This window comes from Streptomyces sp. NPDC002958 (assembly GCF_055563255.1).
In genome coordinates this window covers 1-18,130 of record NZ_JBVHDS010000007.1, presented here as the reverse complement: position 1 = coordinate 18,130, position 18,130 = coordinate 1, and the positions used below count along the sequence as shown (strand labels likewise).

Annotated in this window: 15 protein-coding genes; 11 read left to right on the top strand and 4 right to left on the bottom strand. The window is 71.2% G+C overall.

The genetic code is table 11. The features are described from left to right. Positions 1-31 precede the first annotated feature (31 nt). Positions 32-1,444 carry a DNA repair protein RadA gene (gene radA, locus ACZ3IC_RS14675; protein WP_467416140.1) on the bottom strand — a complete coding sequence of 471 codons (1,413 nt, stop codon included), beginning with the start codon at positions 1,442-1,444 and terminating at the stop codon, positions 32-34. A 255-nt stretch (positions 1,445-1,699) separates the two neighbouring features. Here radA and ACZ3IC_RS14670 point away from each other — a divergent pair, with 255 nt between their 5' ends. Further along, a complete protein-coding gene (locus ACZ3IC_RS14670) occupies positions 1,700-3,577 on the top strand; it encodes a BACON domain-containing protein (protein ID WP_467416138.1) in 1,878 nt (625 codons plus the stop codon). Between the two features lie 316 nt (positions 3,578-3,893). On the opposite strand, the gene ACZ3IC_RS14665 is transcribed toward ACZ3IC_RS14670, so the two are convergent. Continuing rightward, positions 3,894-4,742, bottom strand: a complete 849-nt coding sequence (locus ACZ3IC_RS14665; protein WP_467416136.1) for a DUF3109 family protein — start codon at positions 4,740-4,742, stop codon at positions 3,894-3,896. A gap of 40 nt (positions 4,743-4,782) precedes the next feature. Between ACZ3IC_RS14665 and ACZ3IC_RS14660 the strand changes: the two genes are divergently transcribed. The 4 genes from ACZ3IC_RS14660 to ilvD all read left to right on the top strand — a co-directional run bounded on the left by ACZ3IC_RS14660 (position 4,783) and on the right by ilvD (position 9,497). Then, on the top strand, positions 4,783-5,730 hold the full coding sequence (locus ACZ3IC_RS14660) for a Ppx/GppA family phosphatase (protein WP_467416135.1): 948 nt from the start codon (positions 4,783-4,785) through the stop codon (positions 5,728-5,730). Positions 5,731-6,004: 274 nt separating this feature from the next. After that, positions 6,005-6,832, top strand: a complete 828-nt coding sequence (locus tag ACZ3IC_RS14655; protein WP_467416132.1) for a sugar phosphate isomerase/epimerase family protein — start codon at positions 6,005-6,007, stop codon at positions 6,830-6,832. After that, complete coding sequence (locus ACZ3IC_RS14650; RefSeq protein WP_467416131.1) at positions 6,829-7,464, top strand: TetR/AcrR family transcriptional regulator; 636 nt, start codon at positions 6,829-6,831, stop codon at positions 7,462-7,464. The genes ACZ3IC_RS14655 and ACZ3IC_RS14650 overlap by 4 nt, the downstream gene beginning before the upstream one ends. A 182-nt stretch (positions 7,465-7,646) precedes the next feature. After that, the gene (gene ilvD, locus ACZ3IC_RS14645; protein ID WP_467416128.1) at positions 7,647-9,497 is read left to right on the top strand and encodes a dihydroxy-acid dehydratase; all 1,851 of its coding nucleotides are present in this window, start codon (positions 7,647-7,649) and stop codon (positions 9,495-9,497) included. 38 nt (positions 9,498-9,535) lie between these two features. Here ilvD and ACZ3IC_RS14640 read toward each other — a convergent pair whose 3' ends face one another. Further along, the gene (locus ACZ3IC_RS14640; protein ID WP_467416127.1) at positions 9,536-11,761 is read right to left on the bottom strand and encodes a protein kinase domain-containing protein; all 2,226 of its coding nucleotides are present in this window, start codon (positions 11,759-11,761) and stop codon (positions 9,536-9,538) included. A 122-nt stretch (positions 11,762-11,883) separates the two neighbouring features. On the opposite strand from ACZ3IC_RS14640, the gene ACZ3IC_RS14635 reads away from it, so the two are divergent. From ACZ3IC_RS14635 to ACZ3IC_RS14625, 3 genes are all read left to right on the top strand, one after another. Further along, positions 11,884-12,216, top strand: coding sequence for an SH3 domain-containing protein (locus tag ACZ3IC_RS14635; RefSeq protein WP_467416126.1), 333 nt, complete (start codon positions 11,884-11,886; stop codon positions 12,214-12,216). A 139-nt stretch (positions 12,217-12,355) separates the two neighbouring features. Beyond that, entirely contained in the window at positions 12,356-12,910 is a 555-nt protein-coding gene (locus tag ACZ3IC_RS14630) for a hypothetical protein (protein WP_467416125.1), read from the top strand. Between the two features lie 272 nt (positions 12,911-13,182). Then, the gene (locus ACZ3IC_RS14625) at positions 13,183-13,392 is read left to right on the top strand and encodes a hypothetical protein (RefSeq protein WP_467416122.1); all 210 of its coding nucleotides are present in this window, start codon (positions 13,183-13,185) and stop codon (positions 13,390-13,392) included. 16 nt (positions 13,393-13,408) lie between these two features. Here ACZ3IC_RS14625 and ACZ3IC_RS14620 read toward each other — a convergent pair whose 3' ends face one another. Beyond that, positions 13,409-14,878, bottom strand: coding sequence for a SulP family inorganic anion transporter (locus ACZ3IC_RS14620; protein WP_467416121.1), 1,470 nt, complete (start codon positions 14,876-14,878; stop codon positions 13,409-13,411). 365 nt (positions 14,879-15,243) lie between these two features. Here ACZ3IC_RS14620 and ACZ3IC_RS14615 point away from each other — a divergent pair, with 365 nt between their 5' ends. The 3 genes from ACZ3IC_RS14615 to proC all read left to right on the top strand — a co-directional run bounded on the left by ACZ3IC_RS14615 (position 15,244) and on the right by proC (position 17,703). Beyond that, the gene (locus ACZ3IC_RS14615) at positions 15,244-16,011 is read left to right on the top strand and encodes an ABC transporter ATP-binding protein (protein ID WP_467416118.1); all 768 of its coding nucleotides are present in this window, start codon (positions 15,244-15,246) and stop codon (positions 16,009-16,011) included. Beyond that, positions 16,008-16,799 (top strand): ABC transporter permease, encoded by a 792-nt coding sequence (locus ACZ3IC_RS14610; RefSeq protein WP_467416115.1) that lies wholly within the window; start codon positions 16,008-16,010, stop codon positions 16,797-16,799. The genes ACZ3IC_RS14615 and ACZ3IC_RS14610 overlap by 4 nt, the downstream gene beginning before the upstream one ends. A gap of 94 nt (positions 16,800-16,893) precedes the next feature. Beyond that, complete coding sequence (gene proC / locus ACZ3IC_RS14605; protein WP_467416114.1) at positions 16,894-17,703, top strand: pyrroline-5-carboxylate reductase; 810 nt, start codon at positions 16,894-16,896, stop codon at positions 17,701-17,703. The last annotated feature ends 427 nt before the right edge of the window (positions 17,704-18,130 follow it).

Sequence of the window (18,130 nt, the reverse complement as noted above, 5' to 3'; positions counted from 1 at the left end):
TTCGTACGGACGGGCGAGACCAGGGCAAAGTCTACCGGCGCGCGTTCTCCTCCTGTGGGGCCTGTGCACGAGACCGCCGCGGGAGCACACTCAGTGCATCGCCCATGTTGCCGACTTCTGTGACCTTCATACCGGCCGGTACCCTCCCCGGGTCGGTCGGAACGAGGGCGTGCGTGAAGCCCAGACGGTACGCCTCGGCCAGCCTGCGCTGGACTCCCGTAACCCTTCTGACCTCGCCCGCGAGGCCCACCTCGCCGATCGCCACCAGGTTCTTGGGCAGTGGTGTGTCGCTTGCCGCGCTGGCCAGCGCCAGCGCGACCGCGAGGTCCGCGGCGGGCTCGGAGAGCTTCACGCCACCGACCGTCGCGCTGTAGATGTCCCGTTTGCCGAGCGAGCTGATCCGGCCGCGCTGTTCCAGAACGGCCAGCATCATCGACACCCGGGACGTCTCCAGACCCGAGGTGGTGCGCCGGGGCGAGGGGATCTGGGAATCGACCGTCAGCGCCTGTACCTCGGCGACGAGCGGCCGCTTGCCCTCCAGGGTGACGGTCAGGCAGGTGCCGGGCACGGGTTCGTCGCGGCGGGTGAGGAAGAGTCCGGACGGGTCGGCGAGGCCGGTGATGCCCTCGTCGTGCAGCTCGAAGCAGCCGACCTCGTCGGTCGCGCCGTACCTGTTCTTGACGCCCCGCACGAGCCGCAGGCGGGCATGGCGGTCGCCCTCGAAGGACAGCACCACATCGACGAGATGCTCCAGCAGCCGCGGCCCCGCGATCGCCCCGTCCTTGGTGACGTGGCCGACCAGGAGCGTCGACATGCCGCGCTCCTTGGAGGCCCGGATGAGGGCCCCGGCGACCTCCCGGACCTGGGCCATGCCGCCGGGCGCCCCGTCGATCTCGGGCGAGGCGACGGTCTGTACGGAGTCGAGGATGAGGAGCGACGGCTTGACGGCGTCCAGATGGCCGAGCACCGCGGACAGGTCGGTCTCGGCGGCGAGATACAGATGATCGTTGATCGCGCGGATCCGGTCGGCGCGCAGGCGCACCTGGCTCGCGGACTCCTCCGCGGTGACATAGAGCGTGCGGTGATCGTCGCTCGCCGCCTTGGCGGCCACGTCCAGCAGCAGCGTCGACTTTCCGACGCCCGGCTCGCCCGCGAGCAGCACGACGGCACCCGGGACGAGGCCGCCGCCGAGCACCCGGTCCAGCTCGCCGACGCCGGTCGACCGGGCGGTGGCCTGGCGGCTGTCGACCTGGCCGATGGGGAGCGCGGCGGTGCTGACCCGGCCGGCCGCGGTGGTCCGCACGGCGGGGGCGCCGCCGAACTCCTCGACCGTCCCCCATGCCTGGCATTCGGGGCAGCGGCCGAGCCACTTGGCGGTCGTCCAGCCGCATTCGGTGCAGCGGTAGGACGGCCGGTCCTTCGCGGATTTCGTACGGGCAGCCATGGCGCAACCGTATAGGTGGGGTACGACAACGCCGCCAGGCGCGGTCGGTCGGTCGGTCGGCACAGCCCGGCGGGTGCGCGCCCGGCAACGGTTCCGCCGTTTCCGGCCGATTCAGGAATTCTTGCCCCATGAGTCAGGACTCCTGTTCGAATCGAGGACTCCTGTTCCCTTTCGAGCGATACGTTCACCCGTAAGGATTAAATGTGCTGAAGCGGCGCTATAGGCATGCTCCGTGCTGCCTACGGTCGCCAGGTGATGAGCAGCAGGCCGGAGCCCTCCATGCACACCACCGGCGCACACCGGGCGCGGCGCCGTGCGCCCCACTCCTCGACGCAGCCGTCGCCGCGGCGGCTTCCCGCACGTTACGAGCCGCATCTCGACGGCCTGTTCACCTACTGCCTCTCCGTGCTCTGCGACCACGATGCCGCCACCGAGGCGCTCGGCGGTGTGCTCGCGATCGCGGAACGGCAGGACGGCCGGTGCCCGGCGGGTGAGGAGGAACGTAAATCCTGGCTTTACGCGCTGGCCAGATGGATGTGTCTGCGCAAGCTCGCCGAGCAGAGACAGGTCCGTCCGGCACACCGCCACAAGGCCGGGAAGCTGTCGGGAAGACAGTCGGCCGAGCAGGAGGCGATGCGGGCGGGAGGCGGGCCTCCGGGCGAGCAGCCGAGCGGGACGGCCACCCAGGGGGCGCGCGTGGGACGTCGTACGCCCCCTGCCGTTGTCGTGAAGGCCGCTGCCCCGGCCCCCTTCACTCCGGGCGGCGCCCCGGCCGGCAACGCCCGTGCCCCCGAATCCGAAGCCGCCGCCGAGGCTCACCGCCGTGAACTCGCTCGGCTGGCCTGGCCCGAGGCCGCGGGCACCACCCCCGAACAGCGCGAAGCGCTCGAACTCGCCGTACGCCACCGCCTCGCCCCGCGCGCCGTCGCCTCCGTCCTGGGCCTCGAACCGGCGATCGCCCGTGAGCTCCTGGCCGCCGCCGCCTGCGAAGTGGAACGCACCCGCGCCGCCCTGGCCGTCGTGGAGACGGGCAACTGCCCCACCATCGCCCGGCTCACCGGCGACCACCGCGTCCTGCTCTCCGCCACCCTGCGCCGCGAACTCGTCCGCCATGTCGACGACTGCCCCCGCTGCCGTCGCGCCGCCGAGCGGGTCGGCGCCGAGGGCCCCTGGCCGGGCGCTTGTGTCACCCCGGCCGCCGCGCTGCCGGTTGTCGAGGCGCCACGGCCCTCCGCGTACGTCGCGATGGTCCACGCCCAGCGGAACCGGTCCGGTGGCCCGCGCTTCGACCGGGCGGGCTTCCCCATGGACCCGAAGGACCACGCCGCGCGCCGGGACCGGCTGCGGGCCAGGGTCGTGACGACGACGGTGGTGGCAACGGTCGTCGCCGCCCCGGTGATCGCGCTGTGGACCGCCTACCGCGGCGCACCGCAGACCGGCGAGGGCCACGACGGCTCCTCGGTCACCGCGACCGAGACGGACGCAGGCCACGACTTCGACGGCACCCCGGACGGTCACTACGAGAACGCGGGCAACGCCCGTCCCCAGCCCGGTGCCCGCTTCAAGGACGGCCGCACCCCGGACGTCTCGGCCGAGGTGATCAGCTCGGGCCCGTCGCGGGGAGGCATCGGCGGGCTCACCGTCGATGCCCACTCGTCCGGCGGCACGACACTGATCCGGCTGACCGCGTCGGGCCGCGCACCCGTCGCCTGGTCGGCCCGCGCGGATGTGTCCTGGCTGCGCCTCAGCAGCTCCTCGGGCACGCTTGCCGCGGGCGAGAGCATCACGATCCGTGTCCTCGTGGTCCAGCGGCGGGAACCCGCCCGTCCCTGGAGCGCGCGCATCGCCCTCGCCCCTTCGGGTTCGGTCGTGGCGATCCGGGGCTACGGGGCGACGGCGCCCGCCGGCCCAGGGCATTCGGGTCCGCCCGCACCCTCCGGCCCCTCGGGCCCGTCCGTACCGTCGGTTCCGCCCTCATCCTCGCCGGATCCCACACACCCGACCCCTGACCCGACGGACCCCACGCCGTCACCGTCGGACCCGTCCCCGACCGATCCGACGTCGTCCCCGGACCCGTCCGGCTCCACGACCCCGACCGACCCGGGTACGGGCACCACCACATCGACGCGCTGAGGCAGTCGGGCCGGTGCTGTGACAGCCCGCGCCACATGACCGGCCGAGCCACCGGAAGGCACCTCAGTCGTCAGGCCCCGTGGTCACCGGAAGGCACCTCAGAGCCTGTCGGGTGACCTCCGACCGGGCGGCCACGCCCTGGCACGCACGCTTCCCGCGTTGTCGTCAGTCACCAACTCCCCCATAGCCTTGAAGGCATGGGGGGGGACCCCCTTCGCGTTGACTCCCTCCTCCGCCTTGGAATCGCACGCACCAGACCGCGTCCGCTATCCGATCGGAGGTCACCCGACAGGCTCTCAGCCGTCAGGCCCCGTGGTCACGCCGGATCGACCGGATCCGCCGGGTGCGGCGCCATCGGCAGCAGCGAGGACAGGCGCTCCTCGCACAGCTCGACCAGCCGCTCGTACCCCTCCTTGCCCATCAGCTCGGTGAGTTCCGGGCGGTACGACACGTACACCGGCTCCCCGGCCCCGTGCGCCGAGGTCGCCGATGTGCACCACCAGTGCAGATCGTGACCACCGGGGCCCCAGCCCCTGCGGTCGTACTCGCCGATCGAGACCTGGAGCACGCGTGTGTCGTCGGGCCGGTCGATCCAGTCGTATGTACGCCGGATCGGCAGCTGCCAGCAGACATCCGGCTTGGTCTCCAGGGGCTCCTTGCCCTCCCGCAGCGCCAGAATGTGCAGCGAGCAGCCCGCGCCCGCCGCGAAACCGGGACGGTTCTGGAAGATGCACGAACCCTTCCAGCGTCGCGTCTGGCGTTCCCCGTCGTCGTCGACCTCGACCCAGCCGGTCTCCGTGCCGACATCGTGGAACTGCCACAGATCGGGAGTCAGCCGTTCGACATGGCTCGCGACCCGCTTCTCGTCGTCCTCGTCCGAGAAGTGCGCACCCAGCGTGCAGCACCCGTCGTCCGCCCGGCCCGCCTGGATTCCCTGGCAGCCACTGCCGAAGATGCAGGTCCACCTGGAGGTGAGCCAGGTCAGGTCGCAACGGAAGATCTGTTCGTCGTCCGCGGGGTCGGGGAACTCGACCCAGGCGCGTGCGAAGTCGATCCCCGTCTCGTCTTCGGACCGGTTCGGCCCGTTCGCTTCCAGCTGCATCTCCTGCTTCGTTTTCTGCTTCTTTGTGATTTTGCCCGGCTTCGCCTTTTTCGTCTTTGGCACGCGCCAAGAGTAAGTCCGCGGTCCCGGTAGCGTTCCGGGTATGAGACTCGGAGTCCTCGACGTGGGTTCGAACACAGTGCATCTGCTGGTGGTGGACGCGCACCCCGGCGCCCGCCCACTGCCCGCGCACTCGCACAAGGCGGAGCTGCGCCTGGCCGAACTTCTCGACGGCGACGGGGCGATCGGCCCCGACGGCGTGGACCGGCTCGTGGCGACGATCACAGACGCGCTCCAGGCCGCCGAGGACAAGGGGTGCGAGGACGTTCTGCCGTTCGCCACGTCCGCGGTGCGGGAAGCGAGCAACGCCGATCAGGTGCTGGCCCGGGTGCGGGACGAGACAGGCATCGACCTCACCGTCCTCAGCGGTGCGGAGGAGGCCCGGCTCACCTTCCTCGCGGCGCGCCGCTGGTTCGGCTGGTCGGCGGGGCGACTGCTGGTCCTCGACATCGGGGGCGGCTCGCTGGAGATCGCGTACGGCATGGACGAGGAGCCGGACGCCGCGGTGTCGCTGCCGCTCGGGGCCGGCCGACTCACCACCGGGTGGCTGCCGGGCGATCCGCCGGACCCGGCGGAGGCGAAGGCGCTGCGCCGTCATGTGCGGGCCACGATCGCCAGGAGCGTCGGGGAATTCACCCGCCTCGGGCGCCCGGACCATGTCGTCGGCACCTCCAAGACCTTCAAGCAGCTCGCCAGGATCGCGGGCGCCGCACGCTCCACCGACGGCCTGTACGTCCAGCGCGCCCTCACCCGCAAGGCGCTGGAGGAGTGGGTTCCGAAGCTGGCGCCGATGACCATCGAGCAACGGAGCAACCTGCCCGGGGTCTCCGAGGGCCGGGCCCAGCAGCTGCTGGCCGGGGCGCTGGTCGCGGAGGGGGCCATGGATCTGTTCGGGGTCGAGGAGCTGGAGATCTGTCCCTGGGCGCTGCGCGAGGGCGTCATCCTGCGCCGCCTGGACCACATGCCGGCGGAGCGGGCTGCGTTGGGCTGAGCGCCGGCGGGGCGGCTGCGTTGGGCTGAGCGTCGTGGGGGCGGGGCTGCGTCGGGCTGAGCGCCGGCGGGGCGGCTGCGTTGGGCTGAGCGTCGTGGGGGCGGGGCTGCGTCGGGCTGAGCGCCGGAGGGGCGGCTGCGTTGGGCTGAGCGCGTCGTGGGGGTGGCCGCGTCGGCCCTCAGCGCCGCGGAGGTGGCCGGAAGTCCGCCATGGCCCTCCTCACTTTCCGCCCGGGTCTCTCGGTGTGGCGTCACACTGCCCGTACGCTGTCCCAGTGGCAGAACCAGTGGTGCGCATCCCGGATGCGAAGGTCGCCCTGTCTACGGCTTCCGTTTACCCGGAGTCGACGTCGACGGCCTTCGAGATCGCCGCGCGTCTTGGTTACGACGGTGTCGAGGTCATGGTGTGGACCGACCCCGTCAGCCAGGACATCGAGGCACTGCGACGGCTCTCGGACTACCACCAGGTGCCGATCCTGGCCGTCCACGCGCCCTGTCTGCTGATCACGCAGCGCGTCTGGTCCACCGATCCGTGGGTGAAGCTCCAGCGGGCCCGTGCCGCCGCGGAGAAGCTCGGGGCGACGACCGTCGTCGTCCACCCGCCGTTCCGTTGGCAGCGCAACTACGCGCGCGACTTCGTCACCGGGATCTGGCGCATGGCGGACGAGACCGATGTGCGGTTCGCCGTCGAGAACATGTACCCCTGGCGCTACCGGGACCGTGAGATGCTCGCGTACGCCCCCGACTGGGACGTCACCAACAGCGACTACCGCCACTTCACCGTGGACCTCTCGCACACCGCGACGGCCCGCACGGACAGCATGGCGATGGTCGGCCGGATGGGCGACCGGCTCGCCCACATCCATCTGGCCGACGGCAAGGGCTCCAACAAGGACGAGCACCTGGTGCCCGGCCGCGGCGACCAGCCCTGTGCCGAACTCCTGGAGCACCTGGCCCGTACCGGCTTCGACGGCCATGTCGTCATCGAGGTCAACACCCGCCGCGCCATGTCCACCGCCGAACGCGAGGCCGACCTGGCGGAGGCGCTGGCCTTCACCCGGCTCCACCTGGCGTCGTCCTCGGCCGAGGTGCCGCGCCCATGACCGGTGGCCATACCGACCCCACGGGTCCCGCTCCCAAGCGCCGCGGCCGCCCCTCCCACAAGGCCGAGACCACCGGCCCCGACGCCCGCACCCGCATCCTGGAGGCGGCCCGCACCGCATTCGCGGAGCGCGGCTACGACAGGACGTCGATCCGGGGCATCGCCAAGGCGGCAGGCGTCGACTCCGCCCTGGTCCACCACTACTTCGGCACGAAGGACGAGGTCTTCGCCGCCGCCATCGAGCTCTCCTTCGAGCCGGCCCTGGTGATCCCGGCCATCCTCGACGGCGGCACGGACGGCCTGGGGGAGCGGCTGGCCCGCTACTTCATCGCCGTATGGGAGAACCCGGCGTCCAGGGCCCCCTTGCTGGCGATCATGCGGTCCGCGCTCACGCACGAGGCAGCGGCGAAGGTCCTTCGCGGCTTCGTCCTGCGCCGCCTCCTGGAACGCGTCGCGGAGGCACTGGACGTACCGGACGCGACGTTCCGTGCGGAACTGGCCGCCTCGCACATGCTCGGGATCGCGATACTGCGCTACGTCATCCGGGCGGAACCCCTGGCCTCGGTATCCCCCGAGAAGATCATCGAGATGGTGGCGCCGACGCTGCAGCGCTATCTGACGGAACCGGCCTAAGCGATCCCGCCCTCCGGCTGCCCCAGTCCGCTCAATGGCCCCCGCTCAATGGCCCCCGCTCAACGGCCCCCACCCCCGCCCATCCACCGAACCTCATCCCGCATACCGGACATCGTGTCCAGATCTTGGAGTCGGAGGCGTACGCTCGGAGACAGTCTTTTACGTCGAAGGAGCGAGAGACGATGCCCCAGCTGAGGTCCCGCACTGTCACCCACGGCCGCAACATGGCGGGCGCCCGCGCTCTTATGCGGGCCTCGGGCGTAGCGAGCGAGGACATCGGCAAGCCGATCATCGCGGTCGCCAACTCCTTCACCGAGTTCGTCCCCGGCCACACCCACCTGGCTCCCGTGGGCCGGATCGTCTCCGACGCCATCAAGGCCGCAGGTGCCGTGCCGCGCGAGTTCAACACCATCGCCGTCGACGACGGCATCGCGATGGGCCACGCAGGGATGCTGTACAGCCTCCCCTCCCGCGACCTGATCGCCGACTCCGTCGAGTACATGGTCGAGGCGCACTGCGCGGATGCGCTGATCTGCATCTCCAACTGCGACAAGATCACGCCCGGCATGCTGATGGCCGCGATGCGCCTCAACATCCCGACGGTCTTCGTCTCCGGCGGCCCGATGGAGGCCGGCAAGGCCACCCTCGTCGACGGCACGGTCCGCAAGCTCGACCTGATCAACGCGATCAGCGACGCCGTCAACGAGAGCGTCTCGGACGAGGACATCCTCCGTATCGAGGAGAACGCCTGCCCCACCTGCGGCAGCTGTTCCGGCATGTTCACCGCCAACTCGATGAACTGTCTGACCGAGGTCCTCGGCCTCTCCCTCCCCGGCAACGGTTCCGTCCTCGCCACGCACACCGCCCGCAAGGCGCTGTACGAGGAGGCCGGCCGCACGGTCGTCGAGATCACCAGGCGCTACTACGAGCAGGACGACGCGACGGTCCTGCCCCGCTCCATCGGCACCCGTGCCGCGTTCGACAACGCCATGGCGCTCGACATCGCCATGGGCGGCTCGACCAACACGATCCTGCACCTGCTCGCCGCAGCGCAGGAGGCCGAGCTCTCCTACGGCCTGGACGACATCAACGAGGTCTCGCGCCGCGTCCCCTGCCTGTCGAAGGTGGCCCCCAACGTGGCCCCCGGCGGCACGTACTACATGGAGGACGTGCACCGGGCCGGCGGCATCCCCGCCATCCTCGGCGAGCTGCACCGCGGCGGCCTGCTGAACGAGGACGTGCACTCGGTCCACTCCGCCACCCTCGGCGAGTGGCTGAAGAACTGGGACGTCCGAGGCGGCTCCCCGTCCCCCGAGGCCGTCGAGCTGTGGCACGCGGCCCCCGGATGCGTCCGTTCCGCGACGGCCTTCTCCCAGTCCGAGCGCTGGGAGACCCTCGACCTGGACGCGGCGGGCGGCTGCATCCGCGACATGGCGCACGCGTACTCCAAGGACGGCGGTCTCGCGGTCCTCAAGGGGAATCTCGCCGTGGACGGCTGTGTCGTGAAGACGGCGGGCGTCGACGAGTCGATCTGGACCTTCGAGGGCCCGGCGGTCGTCTGCGAGTCGCAGGAGGAGGCCGTCGACAAGATCCTCCGCAAGGAGATCAAGGAGGGCGACGTCGTCGTCATCCGTTACGAGGGCCCGCGCGGTGGTCCCGGCATGCAGGAGATGCTCTACCCCACGTCCTTCCTCAAGGGCCGCGGCCTCGGCAAGAGCTGCGCCCTCGTGACCGACGGCCGCTTTTCCGGAGGCACGTCGGGCCTGTCCATCGGCCACGCGTCGCCGGAGGCCGCATCAGGCGGCACGATCGCGCTCGTCGAGGACGGCGACCGGATCAGGATCGACATCCCGAACCGTTCGATCGAGCTCCTCGTCCCCGAGGCCGAGCTGACCATCCGGCGAGATGCGCTGAACGGCGTGTACGCGCCGAAGAACCGCGACCGCAAGGTCAGCGCGGCGCTGCGCGCGTACGCGGCGATGGCGACGAGCGCGGACCGGGGCGCGGTGCGGGACGTGTCCAAGCTCGGCTGACGACCGGCCCGGGCGAAGTGGGGATCACTGCCGGTGCGTCACCAGCCGGCCGGATCCCGCCCGTCCACCGCGAATACGGAACCGTCCGGGGCGGTCGCGCACACAGTCCCGCCGAGGACGACGGGCGCGGGCAGGGACGAGGCGTGGCTGAGCTTCCCCGCCGTCAGCCGTGGGCGTGTCTGCCCGAGCAGCGTTCCGTGCTCCGTGTCGACGGCCAGCAGCCGTCCGTCGGCCGCCGAGAAGAACAGACGGTTCCCCTCTCCCAGGACGGGCGCGGAAGTCAGCCCGACGGCCGTCTCCAGACTCCACCGTTCGGCTTTCCCGCCGTTTGGACGGACACCGACGGCCAGCAGTCTTCCGCCGCGCTCCAGCAGATAGGCGGTGTCCCCGCCCACCACGACCTCCGGTGCGTTCATCCGGAACGGCAGCGCCACCGGCGTGACGCTCCTGTCGGCCGGGTCGTAGTGGACGAGCCCGACGGTCTGCGCGTTCCCGTTCATGGACGTCAGGACGAGTGCGCCGTCCGAGGCCCCCACCGGGGTGAGCATTCCGTCGAGCCGTTGTTGCCACGCCGTGTGTCCCGTCGTCGCGTCGACGGCCGTGACCAGAGTGGTGGACCCGTAGGCCGAGTGCTCGAACGCGTAGGCCAGTCCCGTCGCGTCGTCGTACAGCGCGTAGTCCGGGCGCTGGTGCCCGGCGAGCGACTGCCGCCAGAGGGACACGCCGGTCGCGGAGTCGAGAGCTTCGGTCGTGCCGTCCTCGGCGACCAGCAGCAGCGCGTCACCTGCGGCGAAGGGGGTGCCGACGTACGGGGCGAGGTCCGCGTGCCAGACCTGTTCGCCCCTGTCGGGGTCGTACGCCCGGAGCTTCCCGCCCGGCACCGCCGTGTGCAGCAGACCGCCGGAGAGCGACACCACACCGACGGCCGAGGTGTCCCCGGCGGTGCGCCGGGACCACAGCACCCGGCCGTCCACGGGGTCCAAGCGGGCCGCACCGACACCGCCCGCCGCGCAGTACAGACCCGCGGACCGGCCGGACGACTCCTCTCCGGCGCGGCCCGCCGGGGAACAGACCGGCGTCGAACCGCGGACGGTCTGCAACGGCGTCTGCCACGGTACGAATTCCGCAGCCGAGCCCGTGTCCCCGCTCGACGCCCCTGACTCACCTGAGCCACCCGACCCGTCCGAGTCGCCCACCACACCGGCTGCCCACATCCCACCGGCACCGATGACGACCAGCGCTGCAGCGGCTGCCAGCCACCGGCGCTTGCCGCCGCCGGTCGCGGCCGTCTTCCTGCCGCGCGCCGCCGCACCCGCGCCCACATGCGTGTCCGCGTCCGTCCCCGACACGGTCCCCGGCACCGGGCCCGACACCGCTGCCACGGCTTCGGCAGCCGCCGACGGTCGTCGCTGCGACGGTATGAACGCGGCGGCGTCGTACGAGGGAGGGCGCAGCGCTGCCATGACCTCGTCGGGAGTGGGCCGCTCGGCCGGGTCCTTCGCCAGGCACTGCCCGATCAGCGGGGCCAGATCCGTCGGCACGCCCGCCAGATCGGCCTCGTCGTGCACCACCTGGTAGGCCACGATGTACGGGCTGTCCGAATCGAAGGGCCCCCGGCCGGTCGCCGCATGGACGAGTACCGCCCCCAGGGCGAACACATCCGCGGCGGGCCCGACCTCACGCGGCCGCTGGAACTGCTCGGGTGCCATGTACGGCGGCGAGCCGATCAACTTGCCCGTCTCGGTGCGCAGATCGCTGTCGTACGGCCGGGAGATCCCGAAGTCGATGACCTTGGGCCCGGAGTCGGCGAGCAGCACATTGCTCGGCTTGAGGTCACGGTGGATCACACCGGCCCGGTGGATGTCGCGCAATGCCTCGGCAAGTCCCGCCGTCAGCCTGCGCAATTCGGCGGGAGCCATCGGCCCGTTCCGCTTCACCTGGTCGGCGAGCGTGGGACCGGGCACGTACAGCGTGGCCATCCACGGGCGTGCGGCGTCCGGATCGGCATCGACGACCGGTGCCGTGAAGGCGCCGCTGACCCGACGCGCGGCCCCGACCTCCTGCCGGAAACGCGCCCTGAACTCCGGGTCCGCCGCGTACTGCTGGTGCACCACCTTGACCGCGAGCTGCAGCCCGGAGGCGGAGCGCGCCAGGTGCACGACACCCATGCCGCCCGCGCCGAGGCGTGCCTCAAGACGGTACTGCCCGGCGTACTCCGGATGCTCCGCTTCCGGATTGGCTCCGGTACCTCGCAGCGGCGGCATCGCCCACCCCCGTGTGTTCGTCCGCTAGCGCGACGCACGGAGCCTAGTCGATGGTGTGTGCGATACGGACGGGGCTTGTAGCCTGCGCGTCGTACACACCGTCTCTCAACGGGGGAGGCCTCATGGCCATGGATGAGCACACCGAGACCACGACCGAAGCCACCGACATCACCGAGGACGCCGGGACGCTCGCCGCGACCGCCGACGTCGTCACGTATCCCATCGCGCCCGGCTACCGCGTCAACGTCCGCACGGGACCGGGTACCCAGTACAGCATCGTCAGGACACTGCCGTACGGGATGAGGGTTCCGGTCTACTGCCAGAAGCCGGGGGAGCGGGTCACCGGCCCGTACGGCACTTCGAACCTCTGGGACAACATCGCCAACGGGCAGTTCGTGGCGGATGCCTATGTCCACACGGGCAGCGACGGCTACATCGCACCGCGCTGCGACTGACCGGGACCACGGCGACGGGGTCCGCGACGGCGACGGGGTCCGCGACGGCGACGGGGGTGCGGACCGCGACGGGGTCTGCGACCGCGACGGGGGTGCGGACCGGGACGGGGGCCGCAAGCGCCCGGGGATAATCGACCTCGTGAGCGAGAACAGCGAAGCCCCCGGCGCCGGCACCACGCCAGGCAGCACTCCGCCCGGCTCCACCACGCCCGGCCCGCAGCCCGAGCCCCTGCTCTTCTTCGGTACGACCTGGGTCGACCACGACGGGGGCTACGGGCTGCGACGTGCCGGGGCGACGGTCGGCTCCCTCGCCGCCGCGGTCGCCGCCTGCTTCGTACTCCGCCTCGCCTTCCAAGGACTGGAGATCGCCGGCGTCGGCAACCTCATCGGCATCCTGATCGTCCTGATGTTCGCCATCTGCAGCGCCATCGCCTTCCGTAAGACATGGGAAGGCTTCAGCCGCCGCCCGGCCGATCCGGCGCGCGAGGCCAATCTGCGCGGTCTCAAGGCGATCGGCTTCGTCGGCTCGCTGATCGCGTACTTCCTCCGTACGTTCAAGGAGGCACCGGGCGAGCAGCTGCGCCGCACGGAGTACGAGACGGCTCTGGCCCGCTACACGAAGCGCCGCTCGGCCCGCACCGGAAACCCGGCGGCCCGCAAGGCGACCAAGACAAAGCGACCCAAGCGCAAGTAGGGCCCCGCGAGCGCGGGCCAAATCCCGCGAGCACCAGCGCAAGCCCCCCGCGCGGGCCACGATGGCCCCACGCCTCCTTCCACCGCCGATTCCCGGTCACGCACCCCCTCGCCCACCACCCCGGCCCCACCCCGCGCCCTCTCCTTCGACCGCGCAGCTGCTTCTTCGGTGCCCTCGGTGCCGACGAAAGCGCCCACGGCTCGCCCGTCCGCTCCCGCGATCTGCCGTCCGAGCTCGGCTTCGTACACCGCGCGGTGCCCTGGACCCGACGGGTGTCCCTCGACACCCACCTCGCCAACCTCGGCAGCCACTCCGCCTTCCTCGTCCTCGGTGAGGAACCCACGCACCGATTCCTCACCGAGGAGCGCGACCGGCTCGCGGAGCTCTTCCCGGACGGCACGGTCGAGGAGAGTTACGTAGTCGACCTGAGCGTGGCGATCCGCCCGGGCTCGGCCCCGGCCCCACCCCCGTCGCGCCCCTGACCGCGCGCCGGAGCGCCTAGCGCGCCTCGCGGGCCTCCCGCTCCGCGGCCCAGCTCTCCAAGGCCGCGGCGCACGCGTGGTCGGTGTGGTGCAGCCCGCTCAGGTCCAGCACCACGGCCCGGTCGCGCGGCAGGTCGTCCAGTGCGTCCAGCAGCTTCGGCAGCCGCAGGAATGTGGCGTGGCCCGCGATCCGTACCCGCAACACCCCGTCGCCGCCCCCCTCGTCCGTCTCGATGTGCACATGGCTGATGTCCCAGGCGGTCTTGGCCACGGCCAGCAGCAGCCCCACCAGCACCCCCTCGAAAAGACTTGTCGCCACGATCGTCCCCGCCGTCACTGCCAGCACGACCGCCTCCCCGCGATGCTCACGCCACAGCAGGACCAACGCCCGTACGGGCACGAGCTTGAAGCCCGCATGCAGCAGCACCGCCGCCAGCGCCGCCACCGGAATCACTCCGAGCGCGCTCGGCAGCGCCGCCGCGAAGACCAACAGCCACACCCCGTGCAGCACCCGCGACGCCTTCGTCCTCGCCCCCGCCCGGACATTGGCCGAGCTGCGCACGATCACCGCGGTCATCGGCAGCGAGCCGAGCAGCCCGCACACCGTGTTACCCGCCCCCTGTGCGATCAGCTCCTTGTCGTAGTCCGTCCGCTTCCCGTCATGCAACCGGTCCACGGCGGCCGCGCTGAACAGTGATTCGGCCGAGGCGATCAGCGCGAAAGCGAGGACGGTGCCGATGACGCCCACTTCCATGAGCCGTACCCATTCCCCGGGCCCCGGATGCCGTACGGCATCCAGCAGCCCACTCACCGCGACCCGCCGCACGGGCAGATCGAACAGCCAGGTCGCCCCGGACGCCAGTCCCACCGCCACCAGGGGCGCGGGCACCACGCGGGCCGCCCGCCGCCACTTCGGCCACAGCATGAGCACGAGCAGTGCCCCGGCCCCGACGGCGACCGCGCTGCCCGTCACTCCCGTACCGAGCACCAGCCGCGGCAGCCCACCGAGCTTCTGCCCCATGGACCCGGGCGCCGCCGCATCGGCGAGCACGTACAGCTGCCCCACGACCAGCACCAGGCCGATCCCGGCGAGCATCCCCTGCACCACGGCGACGGACACGGCCCGGAACCACTGCCCGAGCCGCAGCACCCCCAGTCCCACCTGCACCAGCCCGGCGGCCAGCACCAGCACCCCGAGGGCGCCGACCCCGTAGCTGTGCACCGCCTCGTACACGAGCACGGTCAGCCCGGCGGCAGGCCCGCTGACCTGCAGACTGCTGCCCGGGAGCAGGCCCGCGACGAGCCCGCCGACTATCCCGGTGATCAGCCCCAGCTCGGCCGGCACCCCGGAGGCGACGGCCACCCCCACGCACAGCGGCAGGGCGACCAGGAAGACGACGAGCGAAGCGGCGAAGTCGGCAGGCGAGATCGGAAAGGGTCGAAAGCTCGGGCGATTCGGAGAACCACGCACGGGAAGCACCTCCATCGACTGACGGACACGTCATGGATAGGGAGATGCATGGGTACCGAGGGACGGTGAAATTCATTGTCCTTTACGGGAGTTGAACGCCCGGCCGGGATCGGGAAACCGAATGGCGGCTACGGAAGCGCAAAGAGGTGGAATGCCCCCGTCCGATCACGCCCCCAACCGCCTGCGCCCACACCACGCCCCGCGCCGCACTGCCCAGACCCCCACCGCGCAGACCCCCACGCGCAGACCCCCACCGCGCAGACCCCCACGCGCAGACCCCCACTGCTCAGACCCCCACCGCTCAGACCCCCCACCGCCCCGCAGGCCGGACCGCGCCGCGCCCTTGACGGGCAGACATCGCCAGGATCAAAATTCATCACATGATGAATTCTCCGGGTGTCGCCATCGAGGCCCGCGGCCTCACCGTCGTACGAGGCAACCGCACCGTCCTCCGCGACCTCGACTTCACCGTCGAACCCGGCAGGATCACCGGCCTCCTGGGCCCCTCCGGCTGCGGCAAATCCACCCTGATGCGTGCCGTCGTAGGCACCCAGGCCAAGGTCACCGGCACCCTCGACGTGTTCGGCACCCCCGCGGGCCACCCCACCCTCCGCCCGCGCATCGGGTACGTCACCCAGGCTCCTTCCGTCTACACCGACCTGACCGTCCGGCAGAACCTCGACTACTTCGCGGCGATCCTCCAGCCGGGCCGCCGGCACCGGGACGCCCGCCGCGCCGCCGTCACACGCGCGACCGCCGAGGTCGACCTGACCAGCCACGCCGACGCCCTCGCCGGCGCCCTCTCCGGCGGCGAGCTCACCCGTGTCTCCCTCGCCGTGGCCCTGCTCGGCACCCCCGAACTCCTGGTCCTCGACGAACCGACCGTCGGCCTGGACCCGGCACTCCGTCGCGACCTGTGGAACCTCTTCCACACTCTCGCCGCCGACCGCGGCACCACACTCCTCGTCTCCTCCCACGTCATGGACGAGGCCGAGCGCTGCCACCGCCTGCTCCTCATGCGCGAGGGCGAGATCCTCGCCGACGACACCCCCGAGGCTCTGCGCACCGCCGCCCACGCCGCCACCGTCGAAGAGGCATTCCTCCACCTGGTCGACGAAGCCGCCACCCGACAGGAGACCGCCCGATGAGCACCCCGCACCCGCAGCCCCCGGCTCCGCCCGCCCCCGCCGCACCACCCCTGAGCCCCGCCCGCGTGCTCGCCACCGCCGCCCGCATCCTGCGCCAGCTGACCCACGACCCCCGCACCGTCGCACTGCTCCTCCTGATCCCGGTCGTGATGATCACGCTGCTCCGGTACGTGTTCGACGGCAGTCCCCGCACCTTCGACGCCATCGGTGCCTCGCTCCTCGGCATCTTCCCGCTGATCACGATGTTCCTGGTGACCTCGATCGCCACCCTGCGCGAACGCACCTCGGGCACCCTCGAACGTCTCCTCGCCATGCCGCTCGGCAAGGGCGACCTGATCGGCGGCTACGCCCTCGCCTTCGGCGCCGTCGCGATCGTCCAGTCCCTCCTGGCCACCGCACTCTCGGTCTGGGCACTCGGCCTGGACGTCACCGGCTCCCCGTGGCTGCTGCTCCTCGTCGCCCTGCTCGACGCCCTGCTCGGCACGGCACTGGGCCTTTTCGTCTCCGCGTTCGCCGCATCCGAGTTCCAGGCCGTCCAGTTCATGCCGGCCGTGATCTTCCCGCAGCTCCTGCTCTGTGGACTCTTCATCGCACGCGACCGGATGGCGCCCGTCCTCGAAGCCATCTCGAACGTCCTGCCCATGTCGTACGCCGTCGACGGCATGAACGAGGTCCTCCACCACACCGACATCACCGGCGACTTCGTCCGCGATGTCCTGGTCGTCGCGGGCTGCGCCCTCCTCGTCCTCACCCTCGGCGCGGCCACGCTCCGCCGACGTACCGCCTGACCGGCCCCGGTGCGAGGATGACGAACACGAGGGCCGTCAGCACGACGTACCGAGAACCGCGAGTACCGCGAGCACCGCCCGGAGGGTGAACCACATGACCCAGACAGTTGCAGTCCTCGGCACCGGAAAGATCGGTGAGGCCCTGCTCAGCGGCATGATCCGGGCAGGCTGGCGCCCGGCGAAGCTGCTGGTCACCACCCGCCGCTCCGAGCGTGCCGAGGAACTCCACAGCCGCTACGGCGTCGACTCCGTCACCAACGCCGAGGCAGCCAAGCGCGCCGACATCCTCATCCTCGCGGTCAAGCCCCAGGACATGGCCCGGCTCCTCGACGAGCTCGCCGAGCACGTCAGCGCCAACCGCCTGGTCATCAGCGCCGCCGCAGGCATCACGACCGCCTTCATCGAGGAGCGCCTCACCGCGAACACCCCGGTCGTACGCGTCATGCCGAACACTCCCGTCCTGGTCGACGAAGGCATGTCCGTCATCTCCGCAGGCAGCCATGCCACCACCGAACACCTCGCCGCCGCCGAGGCGATCTTCGGCGGTGTCGGCAAGACCCTGCGCGTCCCCGAGTCGCAGCAGGACGCGGCGACCGCCCTCTCCGGCTCCGGCCCCGCGTACTTCTACTTCCTCGTCGAGGCGATGACCGACGCGGGCATCCTCCTCGGCCTGCCCCGCGCACAGGCCCACGACCTGATTGTCCAGGCCGCCATCGGCGCCGCCGTGATGCTCCGCGACAGCGGCGAACACCCGGTCAAGCTCCGCGAAGCCGTCACCAGCCCGGCCGGCACCACCATCAGCGCCATCCGCGAGCTGGAGAACCACGGCGTACGAGCCGCCCTCATCGCCGCCCTCGAAGCCGCCCGCGACCGCAGCCGCGAACTCGCCTCCGGCAATGGCTGACGGCTACCCGGCCTCTTCCTGCGCCAGCACTTCGCCACCCACCTCTCCACCAGCCCCCGCGACTACCGCCTGGCCTTCCGCCCGAACCCGGTTCAGCCCGGGGTTGACACGACACGCCCACATCCGTAACGTTCTCCGAGTTGTCCGACGTGAGCGCCGACTTTGGTCGGTCCCCGGACAGCCATTCCGCAGCAACCACATCTGGTCGACGACATCTGTCACTCGGCTTCCTGTGCGCATTTGCGAAATGAGGAATCCGCGTTCGAAGGAGCGCAACCCCGATTAGCGTCGGGGCCCAGGATTCCGCTAAAGTCTCACTCGTCGGAACGGCCCAACAGCCGGGAAGGCAAACCCCGCTGACTGGGAATCAGGCCCGAAAGGATCTGATAGAGTCGGACTCGCCGGAAAGGGAAACGCGAAAGCGAAG